The sequence below is a fragment of the Streptomyces sp. NPDC042336 genome, assembly GCF_055581985.1.
In genome coordinates, this window is record NZ_JBVJEA010000007.1 from 190,993 (window position 1) to 214,653 (window position 23,661).

General features: G+C 72.6%; 19 protein-coding genes and 1 pseudogene. 10 read left to right on the forward strand and 10 right to left on the reverse strand.

The genetic code is table 11. From position 1 onward, the window contains the following. Positions 1-164: 164 nt before the first annotated feature. Positions 165-1,264 (reverse strand): annotated as a pseudogene (locus ACZ6IM_RS17715) (winged helix DNA-binding domain-containing protein). Further along, entirely contained in the window at positions 1,261-1,683 is a 423-nt protein-coding gene (locus ACZ6IM_RS17720; RefSeq protein ID WP_052840272.1) for a VOC family protein, read from the reverse strand. The pseudogene ACZ6IM_RS17715 and the gene ACZ6IM_RS17720 overlap by 4 nt, the downstream one beginning before the upstream one ends. A gap of 130 nt (positions 1,684-1,813) precedes the next feature. Between ACZ6IM_RS17720 and ACZ6IM_RS17725 the strand changes: the two genes are divergently transcribed. Continuing rightward, a complete protein-coding gene (locus tag ACZ6IM_RS17725) occupies positions 1,814-2,815 on the forward strand; it encodes a helix-turn-helix transcriptional regulator (protein ID WP_469557428.1) in 1,002 nt (333 codons plus the stop codon). A gap of 16 nt (positions 2,816-2,831) precedes the next feature. Here the strand turns inward: ACZ6IM_RS17725 and ACZ6IM_RS17730 are convergent, their stop codons facing one another. The 4 genes from ACZ6IM_RS17730 to ACZ6IM_RS17745 all read right to left on the reverse strand — a co-directional run bounded on the left by ACZ6IM_RS17730 (position 2,832) and on the right by ACZ6IM_RS17745 (position 9,508). Next, positions 2,832-4,043, reverse strand: a complete 1,212-nt coding sequence (locus ACZ6IM_RS17730; RefSeq protein ID WP_469557601.1) for a Cmx/CmrA family chloramphenicol efflux MFS transporter — start codon at positions 4,041-4,043, stop codon at positions 2,832-2,834. Positions 4,044-4,142: 99 nt separating this feature from the next. Then, on the reverse strand, positions 4,143-6,437 hold the full coding sequence (locus tag ACZ6IM_RS17735; RefSeq protein WP_052840274.1) for an FdhF/YdeP family oxidoreductase: 2,295 nt from the start codon (positions 6,435-6,437) through the stop codon (positions 4,143-4,145). A gap of 42 nt (positions 6,438-6,479) precedes the next feature. Further along, the gene (locus ACZ6IM_RS17740) at positions 6,480-6,998 is read right to left on the reverse strand and encodes an SRPBCC family protein (protein ID WP_469557430.1); all 519 of its coding nucleotides are present in this window, start codon (positions 6,996-6,998) and stop codon (positions 6,480-6,482) included. Continuing rightward, the gene (locus ACZ6IM_RS17745; protein ID WP_469557432.1) at positions 6,995-9,508 is read right to left on the reverse strand and encodes an ATP-dependent Clp protease ATP-binding subunit; all 2,514 of its coding nucleotides are present in this window, start codon (positions 9,506-9,508) and stop codon (positions 6,995-6,997) included. Before ACZ6IM_RS17745 ends, ACZ6IM_RS17740 begins: the two co-directional genes overlap by 4 nt. Positions 9,509-9,816: 308 nt before the next feature. On the opposite strand from ACZ6IM_RS17745, the gene ACZ6IM_RS17750 reads away from it, so the two are divergent. The 4 genes from ACZ6IM_RS17750 to ACZ6IM_RS17765 all read left to right on the forward strand — a co-directional run bounded on the left by ACZ6IM_RS17750 (position 9,817) and on the right by ACZ6IM_RS17765 (position 13,505). Continuing rightward, entirely contained in the window at positions 9,817-10,896 is a 1,080-nt protein-coding gene (locus ACZ6IM_RS17750; RefSeq protein ID WP_469557603.1) for a serine hydrolase domain-containing protein, read from the forward strand. Positions 10,897-10,966: 70 nt separating this feature from the next. Continuing rightward, entirely contained in the window at positions 10,967-12,181 is a 1,215-nt protein-coding gene (locus ACZ6IM_RS17755; protein WP_469557434.1) for an MFS transporter, read from the forward strand. 159 nt (positions 12,182-12,340) lie between these two features. Further along, on the forward strand, positions 12,341-12,922 hold the full coding sequence (locus tag ACZ6IM_RS17760; RefSeq protein ID WP_052840280.1) for a sugar O-acetyltransferase: 582 nt from the start codon (positions 12,341-12,343) through the stop codon (positions 12,920-12,922). A 10-nt stretch (positions 12,923-12,932) separates the two neighbouring features. Further along, entirely contained in the window at positions 12,933-13,505 is a 573-nt protein-coding gene (locus ACZ6IM_RS17765; protein WP_052840281.1) for a TetR/AcrR family transcriptional regulator, read from the forward strand. A 49-nt stretch (positions 13,506-13,554) separates the two neighbouring features. Here ACZ6IM_RS17765 and ACZ6IM_RS17770 read toward each other — a convergent pair whose 3' ends face one another. The 4 genes from ACZ6IM_RS17770 to ACZ6IM_RS17785 form a co-directional block, all read right to left on the reverse strand. After that, complete coding sequence (locus tag ACZ6IM_RS17770; RefSeq protein ID WP_469557436.1) at positions 13,555-14,853, reverse strand: YeeE/YedE family protein; 1,299 nt, start codon at positions 14,851-14,853, stop codon at positions 13,555-13,557. Positions 14,854-15,151: 298 nt separating this feature from the next. After that, a complete protein-coding gene (htpG, locus tag ACZ6IM_RS17775; protein ID WP_469557438.1) occupies positions 15,152-17,074 on the reverse strand; it encodes a molecular chaperone HtpG in 1,923 nt (640 codons plus the stop codon). 85 nt (positions 17,075-17,159) lie between these two features. Further along, positions 17,160-17,696: a DUF4303 domain-containing protein gene (locus tag ACZ6IM_RS17780; RefSeq protein WP_052840284.1), complete on the reverse strand. Its 537-nt coding sequence runs from the start codon at positions 17,694-17,696 to the stop codon at positions 17,160-17,162. Positions 17,697-17,776: 80 nt separating this feature from the next. Continuing rightward, positions 17,777-18,274, reverse strand: a complete 498-nt coding sequence (locus ACZ6IM_RS17785; protein WP_052840285.1) for a DUF2975 domain-containing protein — start codon at positions 18,272-18,274, stop codon at positions 17,777-17,779. A 182-nt stretch (positions 18,275-18,456) separates the two neighbouring features. Here ACZ6IM_RS17785 and ACZ6IM_RS17790 point away from each other — a divergent pair, with 182 nt between their 5' ends. The 5 genes from ACZ6IM_RS17790 to ACZ6IM_RS17810 all read left to right on the forward strand — a co-directional run bounded on the left by ACZ6IM_RS17790 (position 18,457) and on the right by ACZ6IM_RS17810 (position 23,626). Next, on the forward strand, positions 18,457-19,329 hold the full coding sequence (locus ACZ6IM_RS17790; RefSeq protein WP_469557441.1) for an SGNH/GDSL hydrolase family protein: 873 nt from the start codon (positions 18,457-18,459) through the stop codon (positions 19,327-19,329). Between the two features lie 31 nt (positions 19,330-19,360). Continuing rightward, positions 19,361-20,317, forward strand: coding sequence for a GlxA family transcriptional regulator (locus tag ACZ6IM_RS17795; RefSeq protein ID WP_052840287.1), 957 nt, complete (start codon positions 19,361-19,363; stop codon positions 20,315-20,317). 135 nt (positions 20,318-20,452) lie between these two features. Further along, positions 20,453-21,451 carry a type I glyceraldehyde-3-phosphate dehydrogenase gene (gene gap / locus ACZ6IM_RS17800; RefSeq protein ID WP_052840288.1) on the forward strand — a complete coding sequence of 333 codons (999 nt, stop codon included), beginning with the start codon at positions 20,453-20,455 and terminating at the stop codon, positions 21,449-21,451. A gap of 49 nt (positions 21,452-21,500) precedes the next feature. Further along, positions 21,501-21,998: a peptidylprolyl isomerase gene (locus ACZ6IM_RS17805; RefSeq protein ID WP_052840289.1), complete on the forward strand. Its 498-nt coding sequence runs from the start codon at positions 21,501-21,503 to the stop codon at positions 21,996-21,998. A 149-nt stretch (positions 21,999-22,147) separates the two neighbouring features. After that, on the forward strand, positions 22,148-23,626 hold the full coding sequence (locus tag ACZ6IM_RS17810; RefSeq protein WP_052840290.1) for a glutamate-cysteine ligase family protein: 1,479 nt from the start codon (positions 22,148-22,150) through the stop codon (positions 23,624-23,626). The last annotated feature ends 35 nt before the right edge of the window (positions 23,627-23,661 follow it).

Here is a 23,661-nt window from a genome sequence, read left to right on the forward strand (position 1 = left end):
GGAGATCCGCCGGGTGCTCGCCGCACCGGGCGAGCCCGATCGGGCCGTCCGCGAACCGGTGGCGCTCGCCGACGGGTCCGGCGGTCCCGAGAACGTCAGCTGCGTCACTCGCCGACGTCGTCGCCGAGTGACGCCCTCCCCGCCCTGTCCGGCCCACCTGCGGCTCAGGGCGGCGGTTCCCCGACCCTGACCCGGTCGCTGTCTCCGTCGGAGAGGAAGGACGCGAGGGCCCGTCCCTCCTCGGCGACCTCGGCGCGCTCGGTCCGGGTGAGCGGGCGCAGCGGGGTGACGGTCACCGCGCCGCCCTCGACGGTCCAGGTCGCGCGGACCCGGCCGTCGACGAGCACGAACCGGGCACCGGTGACCGACAGCCCGCGGTGCGCGTCGTCGATGACACGGCCGCGGTCCTGGTAGCCGAGGACCGCGTTGTCGAAGGCCGGCAGGAACCGCACGGGGGCAGGGGTGTCCGGGTCGGGTCGCGGCGCGTCGGGAAGGTCCAGCAGTTCCCGGCCCCGCTCGTCGCGGAAGGAGACCAGCTCCCCGCGTACCGCCGCGACCGCGGCCGGCAGCCCCGCGAGCCCGCACCAGGCGCGCAGGTCCGCCGAGGCGGCCGCCCGAACGCGGCCAGATAGCGCCGGACGAGCGCCGCGCCGACCGGATCGGTGCCCGGCGGGGCCTGCGGGTCGACCTCGCGGCCCAGCCAGTGCGCGACCGGGGCGTTGCGCACCCCGGCCCTGGTGCGCCAGAGCCCGCGCGGCGGCAGCTGCACCGTGGGGATCAGCGCGGCGACCAGTATCTCTCCGAGCGGCCGCGTTCCCACGTCCGGCCACCGCCCGGCCACCGCCCGCGCGAGTTCACCCATGGAACGGGGCTCGCCGTCGGCCAGGACCGCCCGGCCCGCCGCCGCGAGCTCGTCGAGGTCGACCCCTTCGAGCTCGCGGCGGTAGGTGCCGAGGACGCGTCCGCGCAGCATGGCGTCGTGCCGTGAGCGCCAGGCCAGGGCATCCTCGGCGGTGACGAGGTGGACGGTGCGGCGCATCAGGTGGGTCCGCACCACCCGACGCCCGGTCAGCAGGTCGTCGAGGTCCCGCGGTGCGAAGCCGCGCAGCCTCGACCACAGTCCGACGAACGGTTCCTGCGGCTCCTGCGCCTGCGTACCGCCGAGGTGCGCGACGGCGTCCGGCACCGGACGGCCGTCGCGGTCGAGCAGCAGCTGCCGGGCGAGCGCCGCCCGGTTCAGCGACCGGGCGTCGAGCACGCTCACGCGTGGTACTCGCTCACCACGTCCAGGACCCAGGTGACGCCGAACCGGTCCCGCAGCATGCCGTACAGGGGTGCCCACTGCGCGGCGCCGAGGGGCCGCAGTACGGTCGCGCCCTCGGCGAGCCTCTCCCAGTACGCGGTGATCTCCTCGGCGCTCTCGCCGCGGACCGAGACGAAGAACGCGTTCTCGCCCTGGTTCCACGGGAGGTCGGCCGGCACGTCGTAGGCCATCACGCTCAGGCCGTCGGCGGTGGCCACCTGGCCGAACATCACCTGGTCGGCCGCGGCGGGGTCCTGGATCTGCCCGGCGTCCTTGTACGTCACCAGGGTCATGTCCCCGCCGAACGCCGCCTGGTAGAAGGTGAGCGCTTCACGGGCGTCGCCGCGGAAGTTCAGGTGGGTCACGGCTTTTGCGGTCACGACAGGCTCCTCGCCATCACGGGGACGGCCCACGGGCGGGCCGCCGCGGGACCTGGTCCGGCCCCGCGGTGCCCACTCTGCTCCGGGTAGCGGCCAGGTTGTGGCCGCTATGTGCGGCAGCATGGGGGTCATGCAGAAGACCTCGGCCCGGCTGCTGTCCCTGCTCTTGCTGCTCCAGGCCCGCCGGGACTGGCCCGGTGCGGTGCTGGCCGAGCGGCTGGAGGTCAGCCCGCGCACCCTGCGCCGCGACGTCGACCGGCTGCGCGAACTGGGCTATCCCGTCCGGGCGGTGAAGGGTCCCGACGGCGGCTACCGTCTGGACGCCGGGGCGCGGTTGCCCCCGCTGCTCTTCGACGACGAGCAGGCGGTCGCGCTCGCCGTCGCGCTGCGCACCGCGGCCGCCACCGGCGCCGGGATCGAGGACGGCGCGGCCCGGGCGCTGGCGACCCTGCGCCAGGTCATGCCCGCCCGGCTGCGGCACCGGATCGACGCGCTCCAGGTCACCTCCGTCGCACGGTCCGCGCCCCGGCCGCAGCCCCAGGCCGGCACCGGTGTCCTGATGGCGCTCAACGCCGCCGTCCAGGCCCGCGAGGTACTGCGCTTCGACCACCTCCCGGCCCACTCCACGGACCCCGCGCCCGAGGCCGTACCGCCCCCGCGCCGGGTGGAGCCGCACCACCTCGTCACCCGGGCCGGGCGCTGGTACCTGGTGGCCTGGGACCTGGAACGCGAGGACTGGCGGGTCTTCCGGGCCGACCGGATCACCCCGCGCACGCCCACCGGCCCCCGCTTCACCCCGAGGGAACTGCCCGGCGGGGACGTGGCCGCCTTCCTGACCGGCCGGTTCCGCGGCTCCGACGGCTCCCCGGACTGGCCCTGCCGCGGCACGGCCGTACTCCACCTGCCCGCCTCCGCGGTCTGCCCGCACGCCGCCGACGGGACCGTCGAGGCGCTCGGTCCCGACCGCTGCCGGCTCACGACGGGCTCCTGGTCGTGGCCGTCGCTCGCCGCCGCTCTCTGCCTCTACGACACCGATGTCGAGGTCGTCGGCCCGCCCGCGCTCAAGGAGGCGTTCGCCCGGCTGGCCGGCCGCTGCGCCAGGGCCGCCGAGGCCGGCGCCGGGCCGCGGTGAGAGCCGGGGCCCGGCGTCACACCCGCTGGGTCCGGTCCACGCCCGCGGTCTCGGTGGCCGGGATGCCGCCGGTCACGACGCGCGACCGGCTGTGCAGCCGCAGGGAGACGGCGACGAAGCAGATCGCGACCAGGGTCATCGCCCCGCCCGCCCAGGCGGTGGCGGCGTACCCGAGGTCCGCGTCGATCACCGTGCCGCCGAGCCAGGGCCCGCCGGTGTTGCCCAGGTTGAACGCGGCGGTCGTCGTCGCGCCCGCGAGGGTGGGCGCGGCACCGGCGACATTGAACATCCGCGCGTTGAGCGCCGGTGCGGTGTAAAACGCGGAGACGCCGAGCAGCAGCGACAGGACGATCACGACGGCGGGGCTGGAGGCGAACAGCGCGAGGGCGGCCAGCAGCACCGTGGACGCGGTGATGCCGGAGAGCAGTACGCCGAACAGGTGCGCGTCGGCGACCCGGCCGCCGATCGTCGTGCCGATCAGCGCGCCGACGCCGAACAGCGCCAGCACGGTCGGCACCCAGCCGTCCGCGAGGCCCGCCACGTCGGTGAGCAGCGGCGCGAGGTAGGAGAAGGCGCAGAACACGCCGCCGGCGGCGAGCGCGGTCACGACGATGGACAGCCAGACCTGGCGGTCCCGGTAGATCGCCAGCTCGCCCCGCAGCCGGGTGCGCCGCTCGGACAGCGGGATGCGCGGGATCAGGGTCACCACGCCGACGAGCGCGACGGCGGACGCGCCGCCCACGGCCCAGAACGCCGACCGCCAGCCCAGGTGCTCGCCGAGGAAGGCGCCCGCCGGGACGCCGAGGACGTTGGCGATGGACAGTCCGCCGATCATCACGGCCATCGCTCGGGCCCGCGCGGTCACCGGCACCATCGCGATGGCCACGGCCGCACCCACCGCCCAGAAGCCGGCGCAGGCCAGGGCGCTGGCGACCCGTGAGACGAAGAGGATCTCGTAGCTCGTCGCGAGCGCGCCCGCGACCTGGCCGACGCCGAACACCGAGATCAGCGCGACCAGCGTGGTCTTGCGGGGCAGGCGCAGGGTCGCCACGGCCAGCAGCGGCGCGCCGACCACCATGCCGATCGCGAACGCCGATATCAGCAGTCCGGCTCGCGGGATCGACACGTCCATGTCGTCGGCGATGGGCGGCAGCAGCCCGGAGAGCATGAACTCGCTGGTGCCGAGCGCGAAGACGGACAGGCCGAGGATGTAGACGGCGAGCGGCATGCGTCCGCCCGCGGGCCGTGGGGAAGAGTCGGGCATGACAGCTGTCAACGGGGCCCCGCTTGCCGCCATTCCCGCGGCGGGGCCCGTCTCACGATGCGGCTACGACGTCGTGCGCTCCAGCCGGACGACGATGCCCTTCGAGGTGGGCTGGTTGCTGATGTCGGCGACGCTGTCCAGCGGGACCAGGACCTGCGTCTCCGGGTAGTACGCGGCGGCGGAGCCGCGGGCGGTGGGGTACGGGACCACCTCGAAGCCCTCGGCGCGCCGCTCGGTGTCGTCGTGCCAGACGCCGACCACGTCGACGCGGTCTCCCGCGGTCAGGGACAGGGCGCTCAGGTCGTCCGGGTTGACCATGACCACTCGGCGGCTGCCGTGGATGCCCCGGTAGCGGTCGTTCAGGGTGTAGGGGATGGTGTTCCACTGGTCGTGGGAGCGCAGGGTCTGCAACAGCAGGTGGCCCTCGGGCACATCGGGCGTGCGCCAGGTGTTGCGGGTGAACATGGCCTTGCCGGTGGCGGTGCGGTAGACGCCCTCGTTGACGGGGTTGGGCAGCCGGATGCCGCCGGGGCGGGACACGCGCCGGTTGAAGTCGTGCAGGCCCGGCACGATCCGGGAGATCCGGTCGCGGATCGCGCTGTAGTCGGCCTCGAACTCCTCCCAGGGCACGTTCCCGGGGCCCGGGCCGAGGGTGCGGCGGGCGAGCCGGCACAGGATGGCGACCTCGCTGAGCAGCAGGGGCGAGGCGGGCTTGAGCCGTCCCCGCGAGGTGTGCACCTCGCTCATCGAGTTCTCCACAGTGACGAACTGCTCGCCGCCCGCCTGGTGGTCGCGTTCGGTACGGCCGAGGGTGGGCAGGATCAGCGCGGTCTGTCCGCAGACGGTGTGCGACCCGTTGAGCTTGGTGGAGACGTGGGCGGTCAGGCGGCAGCTCCGCATGGCCTCCTCGGTGACCGCGCTGTCGGGGGCGGCCCGGACGAAGTTGCCCGCGACGCCGAGGAAGACCTTGATCCGGCCCTCCCGCATCGCCTTGATCGAGTTCACCGAGTCCAGGCCGTGGGCGCGCGGCGGGTCGAAGCCGAACTCGTCGCGCAGGGCGTCCAGGAAGGAGTCCGGCATCTGCTCCCAGATGCCCATCGTGCGGTCGCCCTGCACGTTGCTGTGGCCGCGCACGGGGCAGGCGCCGGCTCCGGCCCGGCCGAGGTTGCCGCGCAGCAGCAGGAAGTTGACGATCTCCCGGATGGTGGGCACGCCGTGCTTGTGCTGGGTGATGCCCATGGCCCAGCAGACGACGACCCGCTTACTGCGCAGCACCTCGTCGCGGACCCGCTCGATCTGTTCGCGGGTCAGACCGGTGGTGGTGACCACGTCGTCCCAGCGGACCTGCCGGGCGTGCTCGGCGAACTCCTCGAAGCCGCTGGTACTGTCGCGGATGAAGGTGTCGTCCAGGACCGTGCCGGGCCGGGCGTCCTCGGCCTCCAGGAGCAGCCGGTTCAGCGCCTGGAACAGGGCGAGGTCGCCGCCGGGCCGGATGTGCAGGAAACGGTCGGCGATCCGGACGCCCCGGCCGATCACCCCGCGCGCCTTCTGCGGGTTCTTGAACCGCAGCAGCCCCGCCTCCGGGAGCGGGTTGACGGCGACGACGCGGGCGCCGTTGCGCTTGGCCTGTTCCAGTGCGGACAGTTGCCGCGGGTGGTTGGTGCCGGGGTTCTGGCCCACCAGGAAGATCAGGTCGGCGTGGTGGAGATCGTCGAGGCTGACGGTGCCCTTGCCGGTGCCGAGGGTCTCGTGCAGGGCGAAGCCGCTCGACTCGTGGCACATGTTGCTGCAGTCGGGCAGGTTGTTGGTGCCGTAGGCCCGGGCGAAGAGCTGGAGGACGAAGGCGGCTTCGTTGCTGACCCGGCCCGAGGTGTAGAAGACCGCCTCGTCGGGGCTGTCGAGCGCCTTCAGTTCCCCGGCGAGCAGGTCGAGGGCGTCGCGCCAGCTGATGGGCTCGTAGTGGTCGGAGCCGGGCCGCTTGACCATCGGCTCGGTGAGGCGTCCCTGCTGGTTCAGCCACAGGTCGGAGCGCCGGGCCAGGTCGGAGACGGAGTGTTCGCGGAAGAAGCCGGCGGTGATCCGACGCGTGGTCGCCTCGTCGTTGATGTGCTTGGCGCCGTTCTCGCAGTACTCGTTGCGGTGCCGGTGGCCGGGTGCGGGGTCCGCCCAGGCGCAGCCCGGGCAGTCGATCCCGTCCACCTGGTTCATGGTCAGCAGGTCCACCGCGGTGTCCTTCGGGGACGTCTGCTCCAGGGAGTACTCCAGTGCGTGCACCACCGCGGGCACACCGGCGGCCCAGGTCTTGGGCGGGGTGACGGTCAGGTCGTCCCGGGGTTCTTCCCTGGGCGGCTTCTTCATCGGGGGATCGCCTCTCGTTCGCCGTGTTTCCGTACGGGGCTCTCAGCCCACGGGCCAGACCGCCACCCGACTGCGCGGCGGCTCCGCTTCCCCGGGCCGCACCTGGCCGCCCCGGATGGTCCCCCGCCAGGCGCCGCTCGCCTCACCGTGTCCTTCGATGTACGCCTTAAAGTGCCCGAGTTCGCGCCGTACGACCCGGTCGGTGGCCCCGGGGACCACGGTGAGCAGGCCCCTGGGACCGCGCGGCTCGGCCGACAGCCGCACGGTCACCGCCGTGCGGTCCTGCCCGGTGGGCCGGAACGTCACCTCGCCCCGGTGGCCGTGGCGTTGCCCGAGGCTGCGCCAGGTCAGGTGCGAGTCGGGCACCTGGTCCACGATCTCGGTCGCAAACTCCCGGCAGACCGGGCCGAGGCCGACGACCCACAGCGTCACGGCCGGCCTGATCTGCTCCACCCGCTTCACGGTGGTCATGAACCGCGGGAAGCACTCGAACTGGGTCCACTGGTCGTACGCGGTGCGCACGGGTACGGCGATCTCGATCGTCTCCTCGACGGTGTTCATGTGCCGCTCGCCTCCGCGGGTCGTGCGCTGCCGGCCTTGTCGACCGTGCAGTGCAGGGAGTCGTCGACCACGTCGGCGACGATGGTGTCGCCGGGGTCGGCCTCGCCGCCCAGCAGCAGGTCGGCGATGCGGTTGTCGAGTTCCGCCTGGATGGTGCGCCGCAGCGGGCGGGCGCCGAACTCCGGCTGGTGGCCGTGGGCGATCAGCAGCTTCTTGGCCGCCTCCGTGACCTTCAGCGTCATGCCCTGGGCGTGCACCCGTCGTTCGCTCTGGGCCAGGAGGTGGTCGACGATCCGGGAGAGGTCGTCCTCGCCGAGGCCGTGGAAGACGATGATGTCGTCGATGCGGTTGAGGAACTCGGGCAGGAACCGGCCCCGCAGTTCCCCCATCAGCTCGTCCTTGAGGTCGGACACGTCGCCCTGGTGGTCGAGGATGCGGTGGGCGCCGATGTTGGACGTCATGATGACCACGCAGTGCCGGAAGTCGACGGTGCGGCCCTGTCCGTCGGTGAGGCGGCCGTCGTCGAGGATCTGCAGCAGTGTGTTGAAGACGTCGGGGTGGGCCTTCTCCACCTCGTCGAACAGGACCACGCTGTAGGGCTGCCGGCGGACCTTCTCGGTGAGCTGGCCGGCCTCCTCGTAGCCGACGTATCCGGGGGGCGCGCCGACGAGCCGGGCGACGGTGTGCTTCTCCTGGAACTCGCTCATGTCGAAGCGGATCATGCGGTTCTCCTCGCCGAACAGCAGCTCGGCGAGGGTCTTGGCCAGCTCGGTCTTGCCGACGCCGGTGGGGCCGAGGAAGAGGAAGGACCCCACGGGACGGTCGGGGTCGCCCATGCCGGCCCGGTTGCGGCGCACCGCCCGCGAGACGGCTGTGACCGCCTCGTCCTGGCCGACGATCCGGGCGTGCATCTCCTCCTCCAGCCGCAGCAGTCGCTCCTTCTCCCCTGCCGTCAGCTGGGACACCGGGATGCCGGTGCGGCGGGAGATCACGTCCGCGATGTCGTCGGCGGTGACGGAGACGACGCCCTCGCGGCGCTCCTCGATGCCCGCGAGTTCGCCCTCCGCCTCGGCGATCTCGCGCTTCAGCTCGCCCGCCCGGTCGTAGTCCTCGGCGGCGACGGCCTGCTCCTGCTCCCGGCGCAGCCGCGCGATGCGGTCCTCGCGGCTGACGACCTCGGTGGAGCGGCTCGCGCTGCGCAGCCGTACCCGGGCGCCCGCCTGGTCCATGACGTCGATCGCCTTGTCGGGCAGGAAGCGGTCGCTGACGTAGCGGTCGGACAGTTCCGCCGCCGCGGTCAGCGCTCCGTCGGCGAAGCGGACCTGGTGGTGCGCCTCGTAGGCGTCGCGCAGGCCCTCCAGGATCTGCACCGTCTCCTCGACCGTGGGCTCGGGGACCATCACGGGCTGGAAGCGGCGTTCGAGGGCCGCGTCCTTCTCGACGTACTTGCGGTACTCGTCGATGGTCGTCGCGCCCACCACGTGCAGTTCGCCGCGCGCGAGTGCGGGCTTGAGCATGTTGCCGGCGTCCATCGAGCCCTCGCCGGTGGCCCCGGCGCCGACGACGGTGTGCAGTTCGTCGATGAACAGGATGATCTCGCCGCGGGCCTGCTGGACGTCCTCGATGACCTTCTTGAGCCGCTCCTCGAACTGTCCCCGGTACTGCGCGCCCGCCACCATGCCGGACAGGTCGAGGGCGACCACCCTCTTGTCCTTCAGCGTGTCCGGGACCTCACCGGCCACGATGCGCTGGGCCAGTCCCTCCACGATGGCGGTCTTGCCGACGCCGGGCTCGCCGATCAGCACCGGGTTGTTCTTGGACCGCCGGGAGAGGATCTCGACGGTCTGCTCGATCTCCTCGGCCCGGCCGACCACGGGGTCGAGTTTCCCGGCCTTCGCGTCGTCGGTCAGGTCCCGTCCGTACTCGTCCAGCGTCGTGGCCGGCTGCCCGGCGCCGTCGCCCGGTGTCCCGCCCGAACGGGCGACCTGCTCGGTGAGCCCCTCCAGCTTGCCGATGTCCTGCCCCTGGGCGCCCAGCAGCCGGGCCGCGCCCGTGTCGCCGTCCGCCAGCAGGGCGCCCAGGATGTGCTCGGGACCGATGTAGGAGACGCCGGACGCCCGGGAGCGGGCGTAGGCGGTGGCCAGGGTGCGCTTGGCGGCCGGGGTGAGGCCCGGCTCGGCGGACGGCTCGCCCGCCTCGCGGGGCAGGATCTGGGCGATCCGGGAGGCGAGCGCGTCGGGGTCGGCACCGGCCCGGGCGAGCAGTCCCCGCGCGGGCTCGACCTTGGTGGCCGCCCACAGCAGGTGCTCCGTGTCCAGATCGGACGTCCCGTCCTCCAGGGCCCGCCGTGCCGCCAGGTTGAGGAGTTCCTGCGAGGACTCGGTCAGCATCCGGCCGACCGGCACGCGCTGCACCGCCGGGGGCGAGGAGGCGGGCGACGTTCCGAAGAACCGGTTGAACAGATCACTGAAGGGATCGGACGCACCGAAACCGAACGACGACATCGACATGACAGCTCCTGGGGCGGTGGCGAGTCGCTTCCACCGAAACCCCCGGGCGGCGGCTCCGCAAGCGGAGCGGCCGCCGCGCGGCGGCCCGGAGGCGTTGTCAGTGGTGGGCGGCATGATTTCGGCCATGACTACTCCCGCAGCAGTGATCGTCGACGCGGCCGCCTACGCCCAGGCGGTCGAGGACGCCGCGCGCGCGGCCGCCGCCTACTACGCGGGCGCCTCCTCCCCGCTGGACGACGACGCCTACGACCGGCTGGCGAGAGGGATCGCCGCGTGGGAGGCCGAGCAAGCGCCTCGCCGCCGCAGTCCTGCTCTCCGCCGCACTCACCGGGGCCCTCGCGCCCGCGGCGGCGGCCCACCCGGCACACCGCCCCGACCCCGTGCAGCGTCAACTGGACCTGCTCACCGCACGCGACGGCGTACCGGGCGCGCTCGCGTACGACGGCAGGACGACCCGCACCTCGGGCGTCGCGGACCTGGACTCGGGCCGGCCGATGGCCGACGAGCGGGGCCGGTTCCGGCTCGCCAGCGACACCAAGGCGTTCACCGCGACCGCGGTGATGCGGCTGGTGGCGGACGGCCGGCTCGGCCTCGACGACCGCGCGGGCTCCTCCATGCCGCAGCTGGCGGACAGCACCATCACCGTACGGCAGTTGCTGAAGCAGACCAGCGGGCTGCCGGAGTACTCGGCGCTGGTGGACTGGACCCGGCCGGGGACGCCCGAGGACTACCTGGCCCTGGCCCTCGACGCGGACCCCGTCTTCGAACCCGGCACCGACTGGGGCTACTCCAACACCAACTACCTGGTCCTCGGCATGGTGATCGACCAGGTGTCCGGGGTCGGCTTCCGCACCTACGTCGAGCGCACGGTCCTGCGCCCGCTGCACCTGGACGACACCTACTGGCCCGCGCCCGGGGAGCTGGACCTGCGCGGCCCGCACGCCCGGAACTACGGCGTCCATCCCGCGCACCCGCAGGACGGCAGGGTGGACGTGACCGAGCTGCCGGGTCACGAGTTCGGCGCGTCCGGCGGCCTCGTGTCCACCCCCGTCGACCTCAACGCCTTCTGGGACGGCCTGTTCGGCGGCCGGCTGCTGCCCGCCTGGGCGGTACGCCTGATGACGCGGGACACCACCGACATCGGCAGCCGCGACGTCTACCCGGCGGGCAGCCGCTACGGGTACGGCCTCGCCTCGGTCCCGCTCAGCTGCGGCGGCGTCTACTGGGGCCATGGCGGCGATCTGCCCGGCGGTTCGGTGGGCGGCGGCCGGGCCACGGGCGGCCGGGGCACCGTGACCGTCTACACCACGACCTGGGCGGCCGAGGGCGACAGCCTGCGTCACCTCCAGGGCGCCGTGGACGCGGCCCTGTGCGCCGAGCGGCGCTGACCCGCGTCCCCTGAGACGGCGGCCGATCAGGAGTGTACGTTCGTACGCCCTGGCGGGTAGGCTCCCGCGCATGACTGTTGACGTACTGCGCCGGCCCGCCCCGGCCGATCGGCGGGCTCGCCTGGCCGTCGCCGTGCTGTTCTTCACCAACGGGGCGCTGTTCGCCAACCTGCTGCCGAGGTATCCGCAGATCAAGGCGGACCTCGGTATCGGGAACGCCGCCTACGGACTGGCCGTTGCGGCGTTCCCGGCGGGGGCCATCACGGCCGGACTCGCGGCCGGGGTCCTGGTGCGCCGGTTCGGTTCGGCGCGGGTCGCGGTCGGCGGCACGCTGCTGACCGGCGTGGGCATCCTCGCCGCCGGCCTCGCGGACTCGGTGGCGGTTTTCGCGGGGGCACTGTTCCTCGCGGGGGCGATGGACGCCTTCACCGACGTCGCGCAGAACGCCCACGGTCTGCGGGTGCAGCGCCGCTACGGACGTTCCATCATCAACTCCTTCCACGCCATCTGGTCCATCGGCGCCGTCACCGGCGGTTCCATGGCCGCCGCCGCGATCGCGCTCGGCGTCTCGCGCGGCCCGCACCTGCTCTTCTCGGCCGTGGTGTTCGCGATCGCGGCGTGCGTCGCCCTGCGCTACTGCCTGCCGGGCCCGGAGACCGAGACGGAACCGGCCGCCGAGACCGGCGCCGAGGACCGCGCGCCGCTGCCGGTGCGGGCCCCGGCGGCTGCCCTGCGCACCGGCTGGGTGCTGGCCGCGCTCGTCCTCATCGCCACGGCCGGCACCCTCGTCGAGGACGCGGGCATGTCCTGGGCCACCCTCTACCTCTCCGACTCACTGCACGCGACGGCGGCGCTGGCCGCGTCCGGGTATGTCGCCCTGGTCGGCGCGCAGTTCGTCGGCCGCATCGTCGGCGACCGGCTGGTGGACCGCTTCGGCCAGCGCGCGGTGGCCCGCTCCGGCGCTCTGATCGCGGCGGTCGGCATGGGCCTGGCGCTGGCCGTGCCGACGGTGCCGGGCACGGTCCTCGGGTTCGCCGCGGCCGGGTTCGGGGTGGCGACGCTGGTACCGGCGGCCATGCACGAGGCCGACGAACTGCCCGGCCTCAAGCCCGGGTCGGGGCTGACCCTCGTCTCCTGGCTGATGCGGCTCGGCTTCCTGCTCTCGCCGCCGGTCGTGGGCCTGGTCGCCGACGCGACGAGCCTGCGGGTGGGCCTGCTGGTGGTGCCGCTCGCGGGGCTCCTCGTGCTCCTGTGCGCGGGAGTGCTCCGGCCCCGGCGCCGCTGAGCCGTACGGCCGCTCCGCACGGCGCCGCTGAGCCGTACGGCCGCTCCGCACGGCGCCGCTGAGCCGTACGGCCGCTCCGCACGGCCCCGCCACGCGGCCACGCCACACGGCCCGTCCAGGAGTGTACGTTCGTACGCTTTGAGGGGTAGGATCGGACGCATGCCGACGGACCACTTCGCGGGCGACTCCCGCACCAATCTCGAACGCATGCTGGCGGGCGACCTCTACATCGCCGACGACCCGGAGATCGCCCGCAGGCAGCAGCAGGCCGTGCGGCTGGCCGCCCGCTACCAGGCGGCCTACGCGGAGGACGCCGAGGCCGCCCGCCCGCTCCTCGCGGAGCTGCTCGGCTCGCTGGGTACCGAGGCCCAGGTGCGGCCGCCGCTGTACGTCGACTACGGCAGCAACATCACCGTCGGGGCGCGCACCTTCGTCAACTACAACCTGACGGCGCTGGACGTCGCGGCGATCACCATCGGCGAGGACTGCCAGATCGGGCCGAACGTCCAGTTGCTGACCCCGACGCATCCCCTGGAGCCCGGCCCCCGGCGGGACAAGCTGGAGGCCGCCCGCCCGATCGTCATCGGCGACAACGTCTGGCTGGGCGGGGGCGCGATCGTGCTGCCGGGCGTGACCATCGGGGACAACGCGGTGATCGGCGCGGGTGCGGTCGTCACCAAGGACGTGCCGGCGAACGTCGTGGCCGTCGGCAACCCCGCCCGGCCGGTACGGAACGTGTGAGTCTTCTCCCATGGCAACCGGACACACGGACCCGCAGCGGCGGGAGCGCATCCTCGCGGCCACCCTGGACCTGATCGCCGAGGAGGGCATCGCCCGCGTCTCCCACCGGCGGATCGCGCAGCGCGCGGGGGTGCCGCTCGGCTCGATGACGTATCACTTCAGCGGCATCGAGCAGCTGCTGCGGGAGGCGTTCGGCCGGTTCACCGACCACATCGTCGCGGTCTTCGACGAGCATCTCGGCGCCGCCGCCGACCGCGACGGGGCCCGGGCGGCGGTGGCCGACCTCGTGCACGAGCTGTCCGAGGACAGCCAGCGGGACCTGGTGCTCACTCAGGAGCTGTACACGCTCGCCGCGCGCCAGCCGGCCTACCGGGAGCTGACCCACGAGTGGATGCGCCGCAGCCGGGTCCACCTGGAGAAGCACTTCGACCCGGACACGGCCCGCCAGCTCGACGCCCTCATCGAGGGCCTGACGCTGCACCGCGCCCTGGCCCGGGAGCCGCACGGCCGCGCCCTCACCCTGGAGGCCATCGCCCGGATCACCACCACGGACCGGCACGCCGGGGGCGGCGACACCCCCTAGCAGCCCGTGCGGCGCGGGCCTGACCCCCGCGCCGCACGGGCATCCCCCGTCAGCAGACGCCGTCGCCCGGCTTGGGGTTGCCCAGGCCGAACAGGGGCCGCAGTTTGAGGCCCACCCAGGTGCCGGCCAGCGCGAAGGCGCCCCAGAGCCAGCCACTGAGGCTGCCCGAGGCGATGCCCGCCAGGTAGGCGCCGATGTTGCAGCCGCCGGCCAGCCGGGCGCCGATGCCCATCAGCACGCCGCCGAGCACCGCCGCGACAGCGGTACGCCAGGGGATGCCCCGGTGCAGCGCCCACGTGCCGCCGAGCGAGGCGGCGACGGCCGCGCCGATCATGATGCCGATGTCGGTGAGGCTGGTCTTGTCGGCGAGCACCGGACCGGCCAGCATCTCGGCGTTGCCGGGCCGCTGCCACCAGGTCCAGTTCTCCGGGTGGCCGCCGAGCGCGCCGACCAGCTCCGAGCCCCACAGGCTGAAGGCGCTGGTGACTCCCCAGGCGCCGCCGGAGACCAGCAGGACGCCCGCGCCGAGCACGGCCAGCGCGAGGGCGCCGACGGCCAGCGGCCAGGAGCCGCGGAAGGCACGGACGGCCGCCCGGCGCGCCGAGGGCACGGCACCCAGCGGCGGCGGGTTGCGGCGGGCCTGGACACGGCGGCTGACCAGCACCACGAGGAGCAGCGCGACGACGGTCACGGCCCAGGAACCGAACCAGCCGATGTGCTCGGACAGCACGACGGGCTCCCAGGCCGGGAGGTCCTTCCACAGGTCGAACTGCCAGGCGGCCAGCGTGGCGCCGGCGACGAAACCGCCCAGGGTCAGCACGATCGAGGTCTGTCCCGAGCCGACCGCGAAGAGGGTGCCCGAGGCGCAGGCGCCGCCGAGCTGCATGCCGATCGCGAAGAGCGCCGACCCGGCGAACAGGCCGACGCCGATGGGTCCGGCGGACGGCGCGGGCTGGGAGCCGAACAGCCCGGTCTCCGTACCGATGACGAGCGCGAACAGGGTGGCCGTGGTGCCGAGGAGCAGGGCGTGCGCCCGCAGCCCGGTGCCGTTGCCGACGGCGACCAGCTGCCGCCAGGCGGAGGTGAAGCCGAACCGGGAGTGGAAGAGGGCGACGCCCAGACCGAGACCGAGCAGGAGCAGCACGCCGGGCTTGGCGCCGTGCGCGGACCACACGTACGCGGTCAGGGCGGCGGCGAGCAGCCCGGACACGGCGAGCGGTGTGCGCCGCACCGGCGGCAGGGGCGGGGCCTCGGGCCGCGCCGAGGAGGTGGGCGAGGGAGCGAACAGCGGGGCGGACGCGCGCGAGGGCGCGGCCGGGGACGACCCGGCAGGGGGTGCGGTGGTCACGGAAGGATCTCCGGGGTGGTGTGCACGGGGACGGCGGGCGCTGGCGGACCGGCGGCGCGGCCGGTCCGGGGGCTCAGCGGCGACAGAGGCCGTCGTCGACGCACCACGCCGAGCACGCGAAGAGCGCGAGGCACAGCAGCGGAGCCGATGCATACATGCGTACGAATATACGGAGGAGTGCGCTCCGGATGCCACGCCGTCTCGCCATGCGGATGGCGGACGGCGTGACATCCGGGTCTTTCCGGCCTTTCCGTGCCCTTCCGTGGACGTCCGTGTCCGTCCGTGTCTTTCCGGCCGGCTACAGGGTGCGCTCCAGGCGGTCCGCCATCAGCTGCACGAACCGGGCGGGCTCCTTGGGCCGGCCGCCCTCGGCGAGCACCGCGAGGGCGTGCAGCAACTCGGCGGTCTCGGTCAGTTCCGCGCGGTCCCGCCGGTCGGTCCAGGCCCGGTTCAGAGTCTTCACCAGCTGGTGCTCGGGGTTGAGTTCGAGGATCCGCTTGGCGCTGGGCACCTCCTGGCCCATCGCCCGGTACATGTTCTCCAGGGCGGGCGTCAGCTCACCCGCGTCGGAGACGACGCAGGCCGGGGAGACGGTGAGGCGGGAGGAGAGGCGGACCTCCTTGACGTCCTCGCCCAGGTGCTCGGTCATCCAGCCGAGCAGTCCGGCGTACTCCTCGCCCTGCTTCTCCTTCTCGGCGTCGCTCTTGTCCTGCTCGGTGCCGGACAGGTCGATCTCGCCCTTGGCCACCGAGCGCAGCGTCTTGCCCTCGTACTCGCCCACCGCGTCGACCCAGACCTCGTCGACGGCGTCGGTGAGCAGGAGGACCTCGACACCCTTGGCGCGGAACGCCTCCATGTGCGGGGAGTTCTCGATGGCCTGCCGGGACTCGCCCGTCATGTAGTAGATGTCGTCCTGCCCGTCCTTCATCCGCTCCACGTAGTCCTTGAGCGACGTGGGCTCGTCGGCGTCGTGGGTGGATGCGAACGAACAGGCGGCGAGGATGGCGTCCCGGTTCTCGGAGTCGGTCACCAGGCCTTCCTTCAGCACCGCGCCGAACTCGCGCCAGAACGTGGCGTAGCGGTCCGGCGCCGACGTCCTGAGGTCCTTGACCGTCGCGAGGACCTTCTTCGTGAGCCGGCGCTGGATCATGCGGATGTGGCGGTCCTGCTGGAGGATCTCTCGGGAGACGTTGAGCGAGAGGTCCTGCGCGTCGACGACGCCCTTGACGAAGCGGAGGTAGGGCGGCAGCAGTTCCTCGCAGTCGTCCATGATGAAGACGCGCTTCACGTAGAGCTGGACGCCGCGCCGGTAGCCCTGGGTGAACAGGTCGTGCGGGGCGTGCGAGGGCACGAAGAGCAGGGCCTGGTACTCGAAGGTGCCCTCCGCCTGGAGCCGGATGGTCTCCAGCGGGTCGCGCCAGTCGTGGGCGATGTGCTTGTACAGCTCGTGGTACTCGTCGTCGGAGACCTCGTCGCGCGGGCGGGCCCACAGGGCCTTCATCGAGTTGAGCGTCTCGGCCTCGCGGGCCTCGGCGCCTTCGCCGTCCGTACCGTCGCCGTCCCCGCCGGGCTCCGGCAGCAGGCGGACCGGCCAGGTGATGAAGTCCGAGTACCGCTTGACGATCTCCTTGATCTTCCACGCGGAGGTGTAGTCGTGGAGCTGGTTGTCGGAGTCGGCCGGCTTGAGGTGCAGCGTCACGGCGGTGCCCTGGGGGGCCTCGTCGAGCCGCTCCAGGGTGTACGTGCCCTCGCCGCGCGAGGTCCACCGGGTGCCCTCGGTCTCGCCGGCGTGCCGGGTGACCAGGGTGACCTCGTCCGCGACCATGAAGGCCGAGTAGAAGCCGACGCCGAACTGGCCGATGAGCCCGTCGGCCCCGGCCGCGTCCTTGGCCTCGCGCAGCTCCCGCAGGAACTTGGCGGTGCCCGAGTTGGCGATCGTGCCGATCAGCTGGGTGACCTCGTCGTACGACATGCCGATGCCGTTGTCCCGCACGGTCAGGGTGCGGGCGTCCTTGTCGATCTCCAGCTCGATGTGCAGGTCGCTCACGTCGGCGTCGGGCGCGTCGTCGCGCAGGGCGGCGAGGCGCAGCTTGTCCAGCGCGTCGGAGGCGTTGGAGACGAGCTCGCGCAGGAACACGTCCTTGTTCGAGTAGACGGAGTGAATCATCAGCTGCAGGAGCTGACGCGCCTCTACCTGGAACTCAAACGTTTCGGTGGTCATGGCTGGTGCGTACCTCACAGGTCCAGAGAATCGTCTGCACTGGTGTGGGCAACTCTAGAACAGCGCGGGCGGCCGTCGCCGCCGGTCAGACGACCTCCGCGCGGGCCTCCGCCGCCCAGTCCGCCAGCGCCTCCGGCGGATTCAGCCGCAGCGTCCGCTCCTCGTCGCCCTCCTCGGACGGCACTTCGACGGTGACGACGACGGCGTGCCGGCCGGCGCCGGTGCCGAAGAGGCCTTCGGCGTCCAGCCGGGCCATGGCCGTCTCCATCGCCCGCAGGCGCAGCTCGAACTCCGCGTCCGCCTCGTCGTCCGGCAGGTCGAAGAGGTCGCCCCGGGCCTCGAAGAGGGGCCGGACCGGTTCCAGGTGCTCCTCGCCGTAGCAGCAGAACGGCGAGTCGGCGTACGACCACTTGAGGTCGAGGGGCGGGCATCCCTGTCGGGCCGACTCGGCGGCCAGGGCCTGCTCGGACCAGGCGGACAGCGCGGGTCCGTAGGCCTCGCCCGAGGTCACCAACGCGCAGTAGTAGAACCGGTGGTCGGGGTGTTGGCGGAACAGGTCGAGCAGGGCCGCGCGGGCCGCGCGGTGGACGGCGTCGGCCAGTTCGGACTCGGTGGGCGGCATGGCGGCGGCTCCGTGGGGGTGTGGGCGAAGGAGCGGAACGGGCGGGACGCGCCTGGCGGCGGGCACCGGCGACGGAGCCGTCACACCACTTGGGCCATCTCGCTGCGCAGCGCGGTCGCCTTGCCCAGCAGGCCGCGCATGACGGCTGCGAGCATGGCGAACACGGCGCCGACACCGACGCACGCGAGCGCGGCGCCCAGCGCGCCGAGCACCTGCATACCGTCGTCGGGCGAGGGGATCTCGGCCACGGCCAGGTGGACGGCGGTCCCGAGCGCCAGCAACGTGGCGACGACCGTGGCCCCGATGACGGTGTCGACCCAGCGGAACGCACGCGGGGTGAAGACGGCGTCGCGCTCGACCATGTCGAGCAGCATCCACACCGCGCCGAGCACGACCTGTACGCAGGCGACTCCGGCGATCGCCACCGTCGCGTAGGGCACGGCGAAGGGTTCGTAGGGCGGGAAGCGGTCGGCCTCGTCGGACGCCGTGGTGGGGATGACGACGATCTGCCCGAAGAGGCCGAGCAGGATCGCTGCGGCGATGCCGGCCCGGAGTGCGGCGATGAGGAGACGATGCATGTATCGATCTTCAATGGGAATCGATCGAAATTCAATCGACTTCGCCGAACGGCCATCGCCGCACCCACTGCGAGAAGTTCCGTCAGCAGCGTTGACTTGGAGTCAACGGCCCTGCACATTACTTAAAAGTAGAACCGCCGGGTAACCCGCTGCCGCCCCTCCTCCCGAAGAAGAGAGAGCACATGCCGAAGCATGCCCTTCGCCGTGTCACGTCCGCGACAGCCGCCGCCGGCGCGCTCGCACTCGGCCTCACCGACGCCACCGCCCACGCCACGCCCGCCACCCTCGACTACGTGGCTCTCGGCGACAGTTACAGCGCCGGCTCGGGCGTCCTGCCCGTCGACCCCACCAACCTGCTCTGTCTGCGCTCGACGGCCAACTACCCCCACGTCATCGCGGCCACCACGGGCGCCCGTCTCAAGGACGTCACCTGCGGCGCCGCCCAGACCGCCCATTTCTCGCAGGCCCAGTACCCGGGCGTCGCCCCCCAGTTGGACGCGCTCGACGCCGGCACGGACCTGGTCACGCTCACCATCGGCGGCAACGACAACAACACCTTCATCAACGCCATCACGGCCTGCGGCACGGCGGGTGTTCTCAGCGGTGGCAAGGGCAGCCCCTGCAAGGACCGCCACGGCACCTCCTTCGACGACCAGATCGAGGCCAACACCTATCCCGCCCTCAAGGACGCGCTCCTAAACGTGCGCGCCAAGGCTCCGCACGCCAGGGTGGCGGCCCTCGGCTACCCGTGGATCACCCCCGCCACCGCCGACCCGTCCTGCTTCGTGAAGTTGCCCGTCGCCGCCGGTGACGTGCCCTACCTGCGCGCCATCCAGGCGCACCTCAACGACGCGGTCCGGCGGGCCGCCGAGGAGACGGGCACCACCTACGTGGACTTCTCCGCGGTCTCCGAGGGCCACGACGCCTGCGAGGCCCGCGGCACCCGCTGGATCGAACCGCTGCTGTTCGGGCAGAGCATCGTTCCCGTGCACCCCAACGCCCTCGGCGAGCGGCGCATGGCCGAGCACACGATGAGCGTCCTCGGCCTGGGCTGACCTCCGGTGACTCGCCGCGTACGCTTTTCCCGTGCCGTCCTCCCGCCTGCGTCGCGTCGCCGTCCTCGTGCTCGAAGGCGCGAAACCGCTCGACGTCGGCATCCCGGCGCAGGTCTTCACCACCCGCGCGAGCATGCCGTACGAGGTACGGGTGTGCGGCGCGGCGCCCGGCCTGGTGACCGGCGGTGACGGCCTGTCCTACCACGTCGCCCACGGCCTCGACGCCCTGGCGTGGGCCGACGTGGTCTTCCTCCCGGGGTACCGGTCCCCCGACGTCGAGGACCCGCCGCGGACCGTGCTCGACGCGCTGACGGCGGCCCACCAGCGGGGAGCGCGGCTCGCCGCCATCTCCACCGGGGCGTTCGCGCTCGCCGCCACGGGCCTGCTCGACGGCAGGCGGGCCACCACCCACTGGCACTACACACGGGCCCTCGCGGCGAAGCATCCGCGCGTGCGGGTCGACGAGAACGTGCTGTTCGTGGACGAGGGCAGCGTCCTGACCTCGGCAGGCGCCGCCTCCGGCATCGACCTGTGCCTGCACATCCTGCGCGGCGACCTCGGGGTGGCCGCGTCGAACCACGCGGCCCGCCGTCTCGTGGCGGCCCCCTACCGCAGCGGCGGCCAGGCCCAGTACGTGCCGCGCAGCGTGCCCGAGCCGCTCGGCGAGCGGTTCGCCGCCACCCGCGAGTGGGCACTGCGCCGGCTCGCCGAGCCGCTCACCCTGGAGGCACTGGCCCGGCACGCGGCGGTGTCGGCGCGCACCCTCTCCCGGCGCTTCGTCGAGGACACCGGGTACACGCCGATGCAATGGATCATGCGGGCGCGCATCGACCTCGCCCGTGAGCTGCTCGAACGCTCCGAGCACGGCGTCGAGCAGATCGCCGCCGACGTGGGACTGGGCACCGGCGCGAACCTGCGGCTGCACTTCCAGCGCATCCTCGGCACCACCCCCAGCGAGTACCGGCGCACCTTCTCCCGGGGCGAATAGCCGAACCACGCCCGGCTCCCCCGGCCTGGCGTGATCCTTGCGAACCGTGGCACTCACGCCGCTGCCGCCCGCACCCGGCGTGCGCGAGCCTGAAGGCGAAGGACACGGTGGCGAAACGAAAGGGACACACCACTCATGACTCGCATCGGCATCAACGGATTCGGCCGCATCGGGCGCAATGTGCTGCGCGCACTGCTCGAACGCGACACGAAGCTCGAGGTCGTCGCCGTCAACGACCTCACCGAGCCCGCCACCCTGGCCCGCCTGCTCGCCTTCGACTCGACGGCCGGCCGGCTCGGCCGCCCGGTGACCGTCGACGGGGACACCCTGGTCGTGGACGGGCACCGCATCAAGGTGCTCGCCGAGCGCGAGCCCGCCCGGCTGCCGTGGGCCGAGCTGGGCGTCGACATCGTGCTGGAATCGACCGGCCGCTTCACCTCGGCCGAGGCCGCCCGCGCCCACCTGACCGCGGGTGCCCGGAAGGTCCTGGTCAGCGCACCGTCCAGCGGCGCCGACGTGACGCTCGCCTACGGCGTGAACACCGACGCCTACGACCCGGCCGCGCACACGGTCGTCTCCAACGCCTCCTGCACCACCAACGCCCTCGCGCCGCTCGCCGCCGTCCTCGACGAGCTGGCCGGCATCGAGCACGGCTTCATGACCACGGTGCACGCCTACACCCAGGAGCAGAACCTCCAGGACGGCCCGCACCGCGACGCGCGCCGGGCCCGCGCCGCCGGGGTGAACATCGTGCCGACCACGACGGGCGCCGCCAAGGCGATCGGCCTGGTCCTGCCGGGCCTCGACGGCAAGCTGTCGGGCGACTCGATCCGCGTGCCGGTCCCGGTGGGCTCGATCGTCGAGCTGAACACGACCGTCGCCCGCGACGTGACCCGCGAGGACGTCCTGGCCGCCTACCGCGCCGCCGCCGACGGTCCGCTCGCCGGGGTGCTGGAGTACTCGGAGGACCCGCTGGTCTCCTCCGACATCACCGGCAACCCGGCCTCGTCGATCTTCGACTCGGCGCTGACCCGCGTGGACGGCCGGCACGTCAAGGTGGTCGCCTGGTACGACAACGAATGGGGCTTCTCGAACCGGGTGATCGACACCCTCGGACTGCTCGCCACACGCTGAACGGGCAGCCGGTTCGGCATCACCAGGGGTCACAGGTCACAATGGTGCGATGAGCAATTCCAAGGTTTACTTCGACATCGACATCGACGGCCAGGATGCGGGCCGCATCGTCTTCGAGGTCTTCGAGGACGTCACCCCCAAGACCGCCAAGAACTTCATCGAGCTGGCCACCGGCGAGCACGGTTTCGGCTACGCGGGTTCCCCGTTCCACCGCGTGATCCCGCAGTTCATGCTCCAGGGCGGTGACTTCACCGCGGGCAACGGCACCGGGGGCAAGAGCATCTACGGCGAGAAGTTCGCGGACGAGAACTTCCAGCTCAAGCACACCGAGCCGTACCTCCTCTCCATGGCGAACGCGGGTCCGAACACCAACGGCTCGCAGTTCTTCATCACCACCGTCCCCACCCCCTGGCTGGACGGCAAGCACGTCGTCTTCGGCAAGGTCGTCGAGGGCACGGACGTGGTGGACAAGGTCGAGGGCTACGGCTCCTCCCCGGCGGGCAAGACCTCCAAGAAGATCACGGTGCGCGCGTCCGGCAAGCTGTAGGGCCGCTCGGGCCCACGAGGACCTGAACCGACGGGGGTCCATCGCACACGGTGCGGTGGGCCCCCGCTCCGTTCCGTCTGGTGGGGTGCGCCGGGTGGTGCGACGCTGGGGTGGAGGAGCGTCCGCGGAAGGCAACCCCGGGAGGACCGATGGGACGGGACGTCCCGGCGCTGGTCTTCACGCGCGAGGACCGCCGCCGGTACCGGATCAAGATGCAGGAGTGCCTGGAGGCCTTCGCGCAGATGCTGCGCGAGTCACGGTTCGAGACCGAGCGGCCCCAGGTCGGCCTCGAGATCGAACTGAACCTGGTCGACGACCGCGGCGAACCTGCCATGCGCAACAGTGACGCCCTCGAAGCGATCGCGGACCCTGCCTGGTCCACCGAGCTGGGCCGGTTCAACCTGGAGATCAACATCCCTCCCCGGCGGCTGACCGCGGGCGGCCCGGACGCCTGGGAGACCGAGATCCGCGCCGCCCTGAACCACGCCGAGGACCGCGCCGCGTCGGTCGGCGCCCATCTGATCATGGTCGGCACCCTGCCCACACTGCGCCAGTCCGACGTGGGCGAGGCGGCCCTGTCGGAGAACCCGCGCTACCGGCTGCTCAACGACCAGGTGTTCGCCGCCCGGGGCGAGGACCTGCACATCGAGGTGGACGGCGTCGACCGCCTGCGGACCTACGCGGACACGATCACGCCGGAGGCCGCCTGCACCAGCACCCAGTTCCACCTCCAAGTCGCCCCGGAGGAGTTCGCGGACTACTGGAACGCCGCCCAGGCCATCGCCGGTGTCCAGGTCGCCCTCGCGGCCAACTCGCCCTTCCTGCTCGGCAAGGAACTGTGGCACGAGAGCCGCATCCCGCTGTTCGAGCAGGCCACCGACACCCGGCCGCAGGAGATCAAGGCCCAGGGGGTCAGGCCCCGGGTGTGGTTCGGGGAGCGCTGGATCAACAGCGTCTTCGACCTCTTCGAGGAGAACCTCCGCTACTTCCCGGCGCTGCTGCCCCTGTGCGACGAGCAGGACCCCGCCGAGACCCTCGACCGCGGCGACATCCCGGAACTGGGCGAGCTGACCCTCCACAACGGCACCATCTACCGCTGGAACCGGCCCGTCTACGCGGTCGCCCACGACAAGCCGCACGTCCGCGTGGAGAACCGGGTCCTGCCCGCCGGCCCGACGGTCGCCGACACCCTCGCCAACGGCGCCTTCTACTACGGGCTCACCCGCGCCCTGGTGGAGGAGGAACGGCCGGTGTGGTCGCGGATGTCCTTCTCGGTCGCCGAGGACAACCTGCACACCGCCGCCCGGCACGGCATCGAGGCACACCTGTACTGGCCCGGAGTGGGCGAGGTGACGGTGCCCGAACTCGTCCTGCGCCGGCTGCTGCCGCTGGCGCACCGGGGACTGGAGCTGTCGGGCATGGACTCCGCCTGGCGGGAGCCGCTGCTCGGCATCATCGAGCAGCGCTGCGTCACCGGCCGCAACGGCGCGGTCTGGCAGAAGGAGATGTTCCACCACATCGACGCCACCGCCCGGCCCGGCCGCCACGAGGCGCTGCGCCGGATGACCCAGCAGTACATGGACTACATGCATCTCAACGCCCCGGTCCACACCTGGCCGGTCGACTGACGTCCGGGGCGCCACAGGCCACTAGGGAGGCGACG

What these genes read in the sequence shown, in the direction of transcription:
- ACZ6IM_RS17725 (WP_469557428.1), top strand. Translation starts at nt 1,814, where the DNA reads ATGCAGAAGACCTCGGCCCGGCTGCTGTCCCTGCTCTTGCTGCTCCAG.
- ACZ6IM_RS17730 (WP_469557601.1), bottom strand. Translation starts at nt 4,043, where the DNA reads ATGCCGCTCGCCGTCTACATCCTCGGCCTGTCCGTCTTCGCGCTCGGC.
- ACZ6IM_RS17735 (WP_052840274.1), bottom strand. Translation starts at nt 6,437, where the DNA reads ATGAAGAAGCCGCCCAGGGAAGAACCCCGGGACGACCTGACCGTCACC.
- ACZ6IM_RS17740 (WP_469557430.1), bottom strand. Translation starts at nt 6,998, where the DNA reads ATGAACACCGTCGAGGAGACGATCGAGATCGCCGTACCCGTGCGCACC.
- ACZ6IM_RS17745 (WP_469557432.1), bottom strand. Translation starts at nt 9,508, where the DNA reads ATGTCGATGTCGTCGTTCGGTTTCGGTGCGTCCGATCCCTTCAGTGAT.
- ACZ6IM_RS17755 (WP_469557434.1), top strand. Translation starts at nt 10,967, where the DNA reads ATGACTGTTGACGTACTGCGCCGGCCCGCCCCGGCCGATCGGCGGGCT.
- ACZ6IM_RS17760 (WP_052840280.1), top strand. Translation starts at nt 12,341, where the DNA reads ATGCCGACGGACCACTTCGCGGGCGACTCCCGCACCAATCTCGAACGC.
- ACZ6IM_RS17765 (WP_052840281.1), top strand. Translation starts at nt 12,933, where the DNA reads ATGGCAACCGGACACACGGACCCGCAGCGGCGGGAGCGCATCCTCGCG.
- htpG (WP_469557438.1), bottom strand. Translation starts at nt 17,074, where the DNA reads ATGACCACCGAAACGTTTGAGTTCCAGGTAGAGGCGCGTCAGCTCCTG.
- ACZ6IM_RS17780 (WP_052840284.1), bottom strand. Translation starts at nt 17,696, where the DNA reads ATGCCGCCCACCGAGTCCGAACTGGCCGACGCCGTCCACCGCGCGGCC.
- ACZ6IM_RS17785 (WP_052840285.1), bottom strand. Translation starts at nt 18,274, where the DNA reads ATGCATCGTCTCCTCATCGCCGCACTCCGGGCCGGCATCGCCGCAGCG.
- ACZ6IM_RS17790 (WP_469557441.1), top strand. Translation starts at nt 18,457, where the DNA reads ATGCCGAAGCATGCCCTTCGCCGTGTCACGTCCGCGACAGCCGCCGCC.
- gap (WP_052840288.1), top strand. Translation starts at nt 20,453, where the DNA reads ATGACTCGCATCGGCATCAACGGATTCGGCCGCATCGGGCGCAATGTG.
- ACZ6IM_RS17805 (WP_052840289.1), top strand. Translation starts at nt 21,501, where the DNA reads ATGAGCAATTCCAAGGTTTACTTCGACATCGACATCGACGGCCAGGAT.
- ACZ6IM_RS17810 (WP_052840290.1), top strand. Translation starts at nt 22,148, where the DNA reads ATGGGACGGGACGTCCCGGCGCTGGTCTTCACGCGCGAGGACCGCCGC.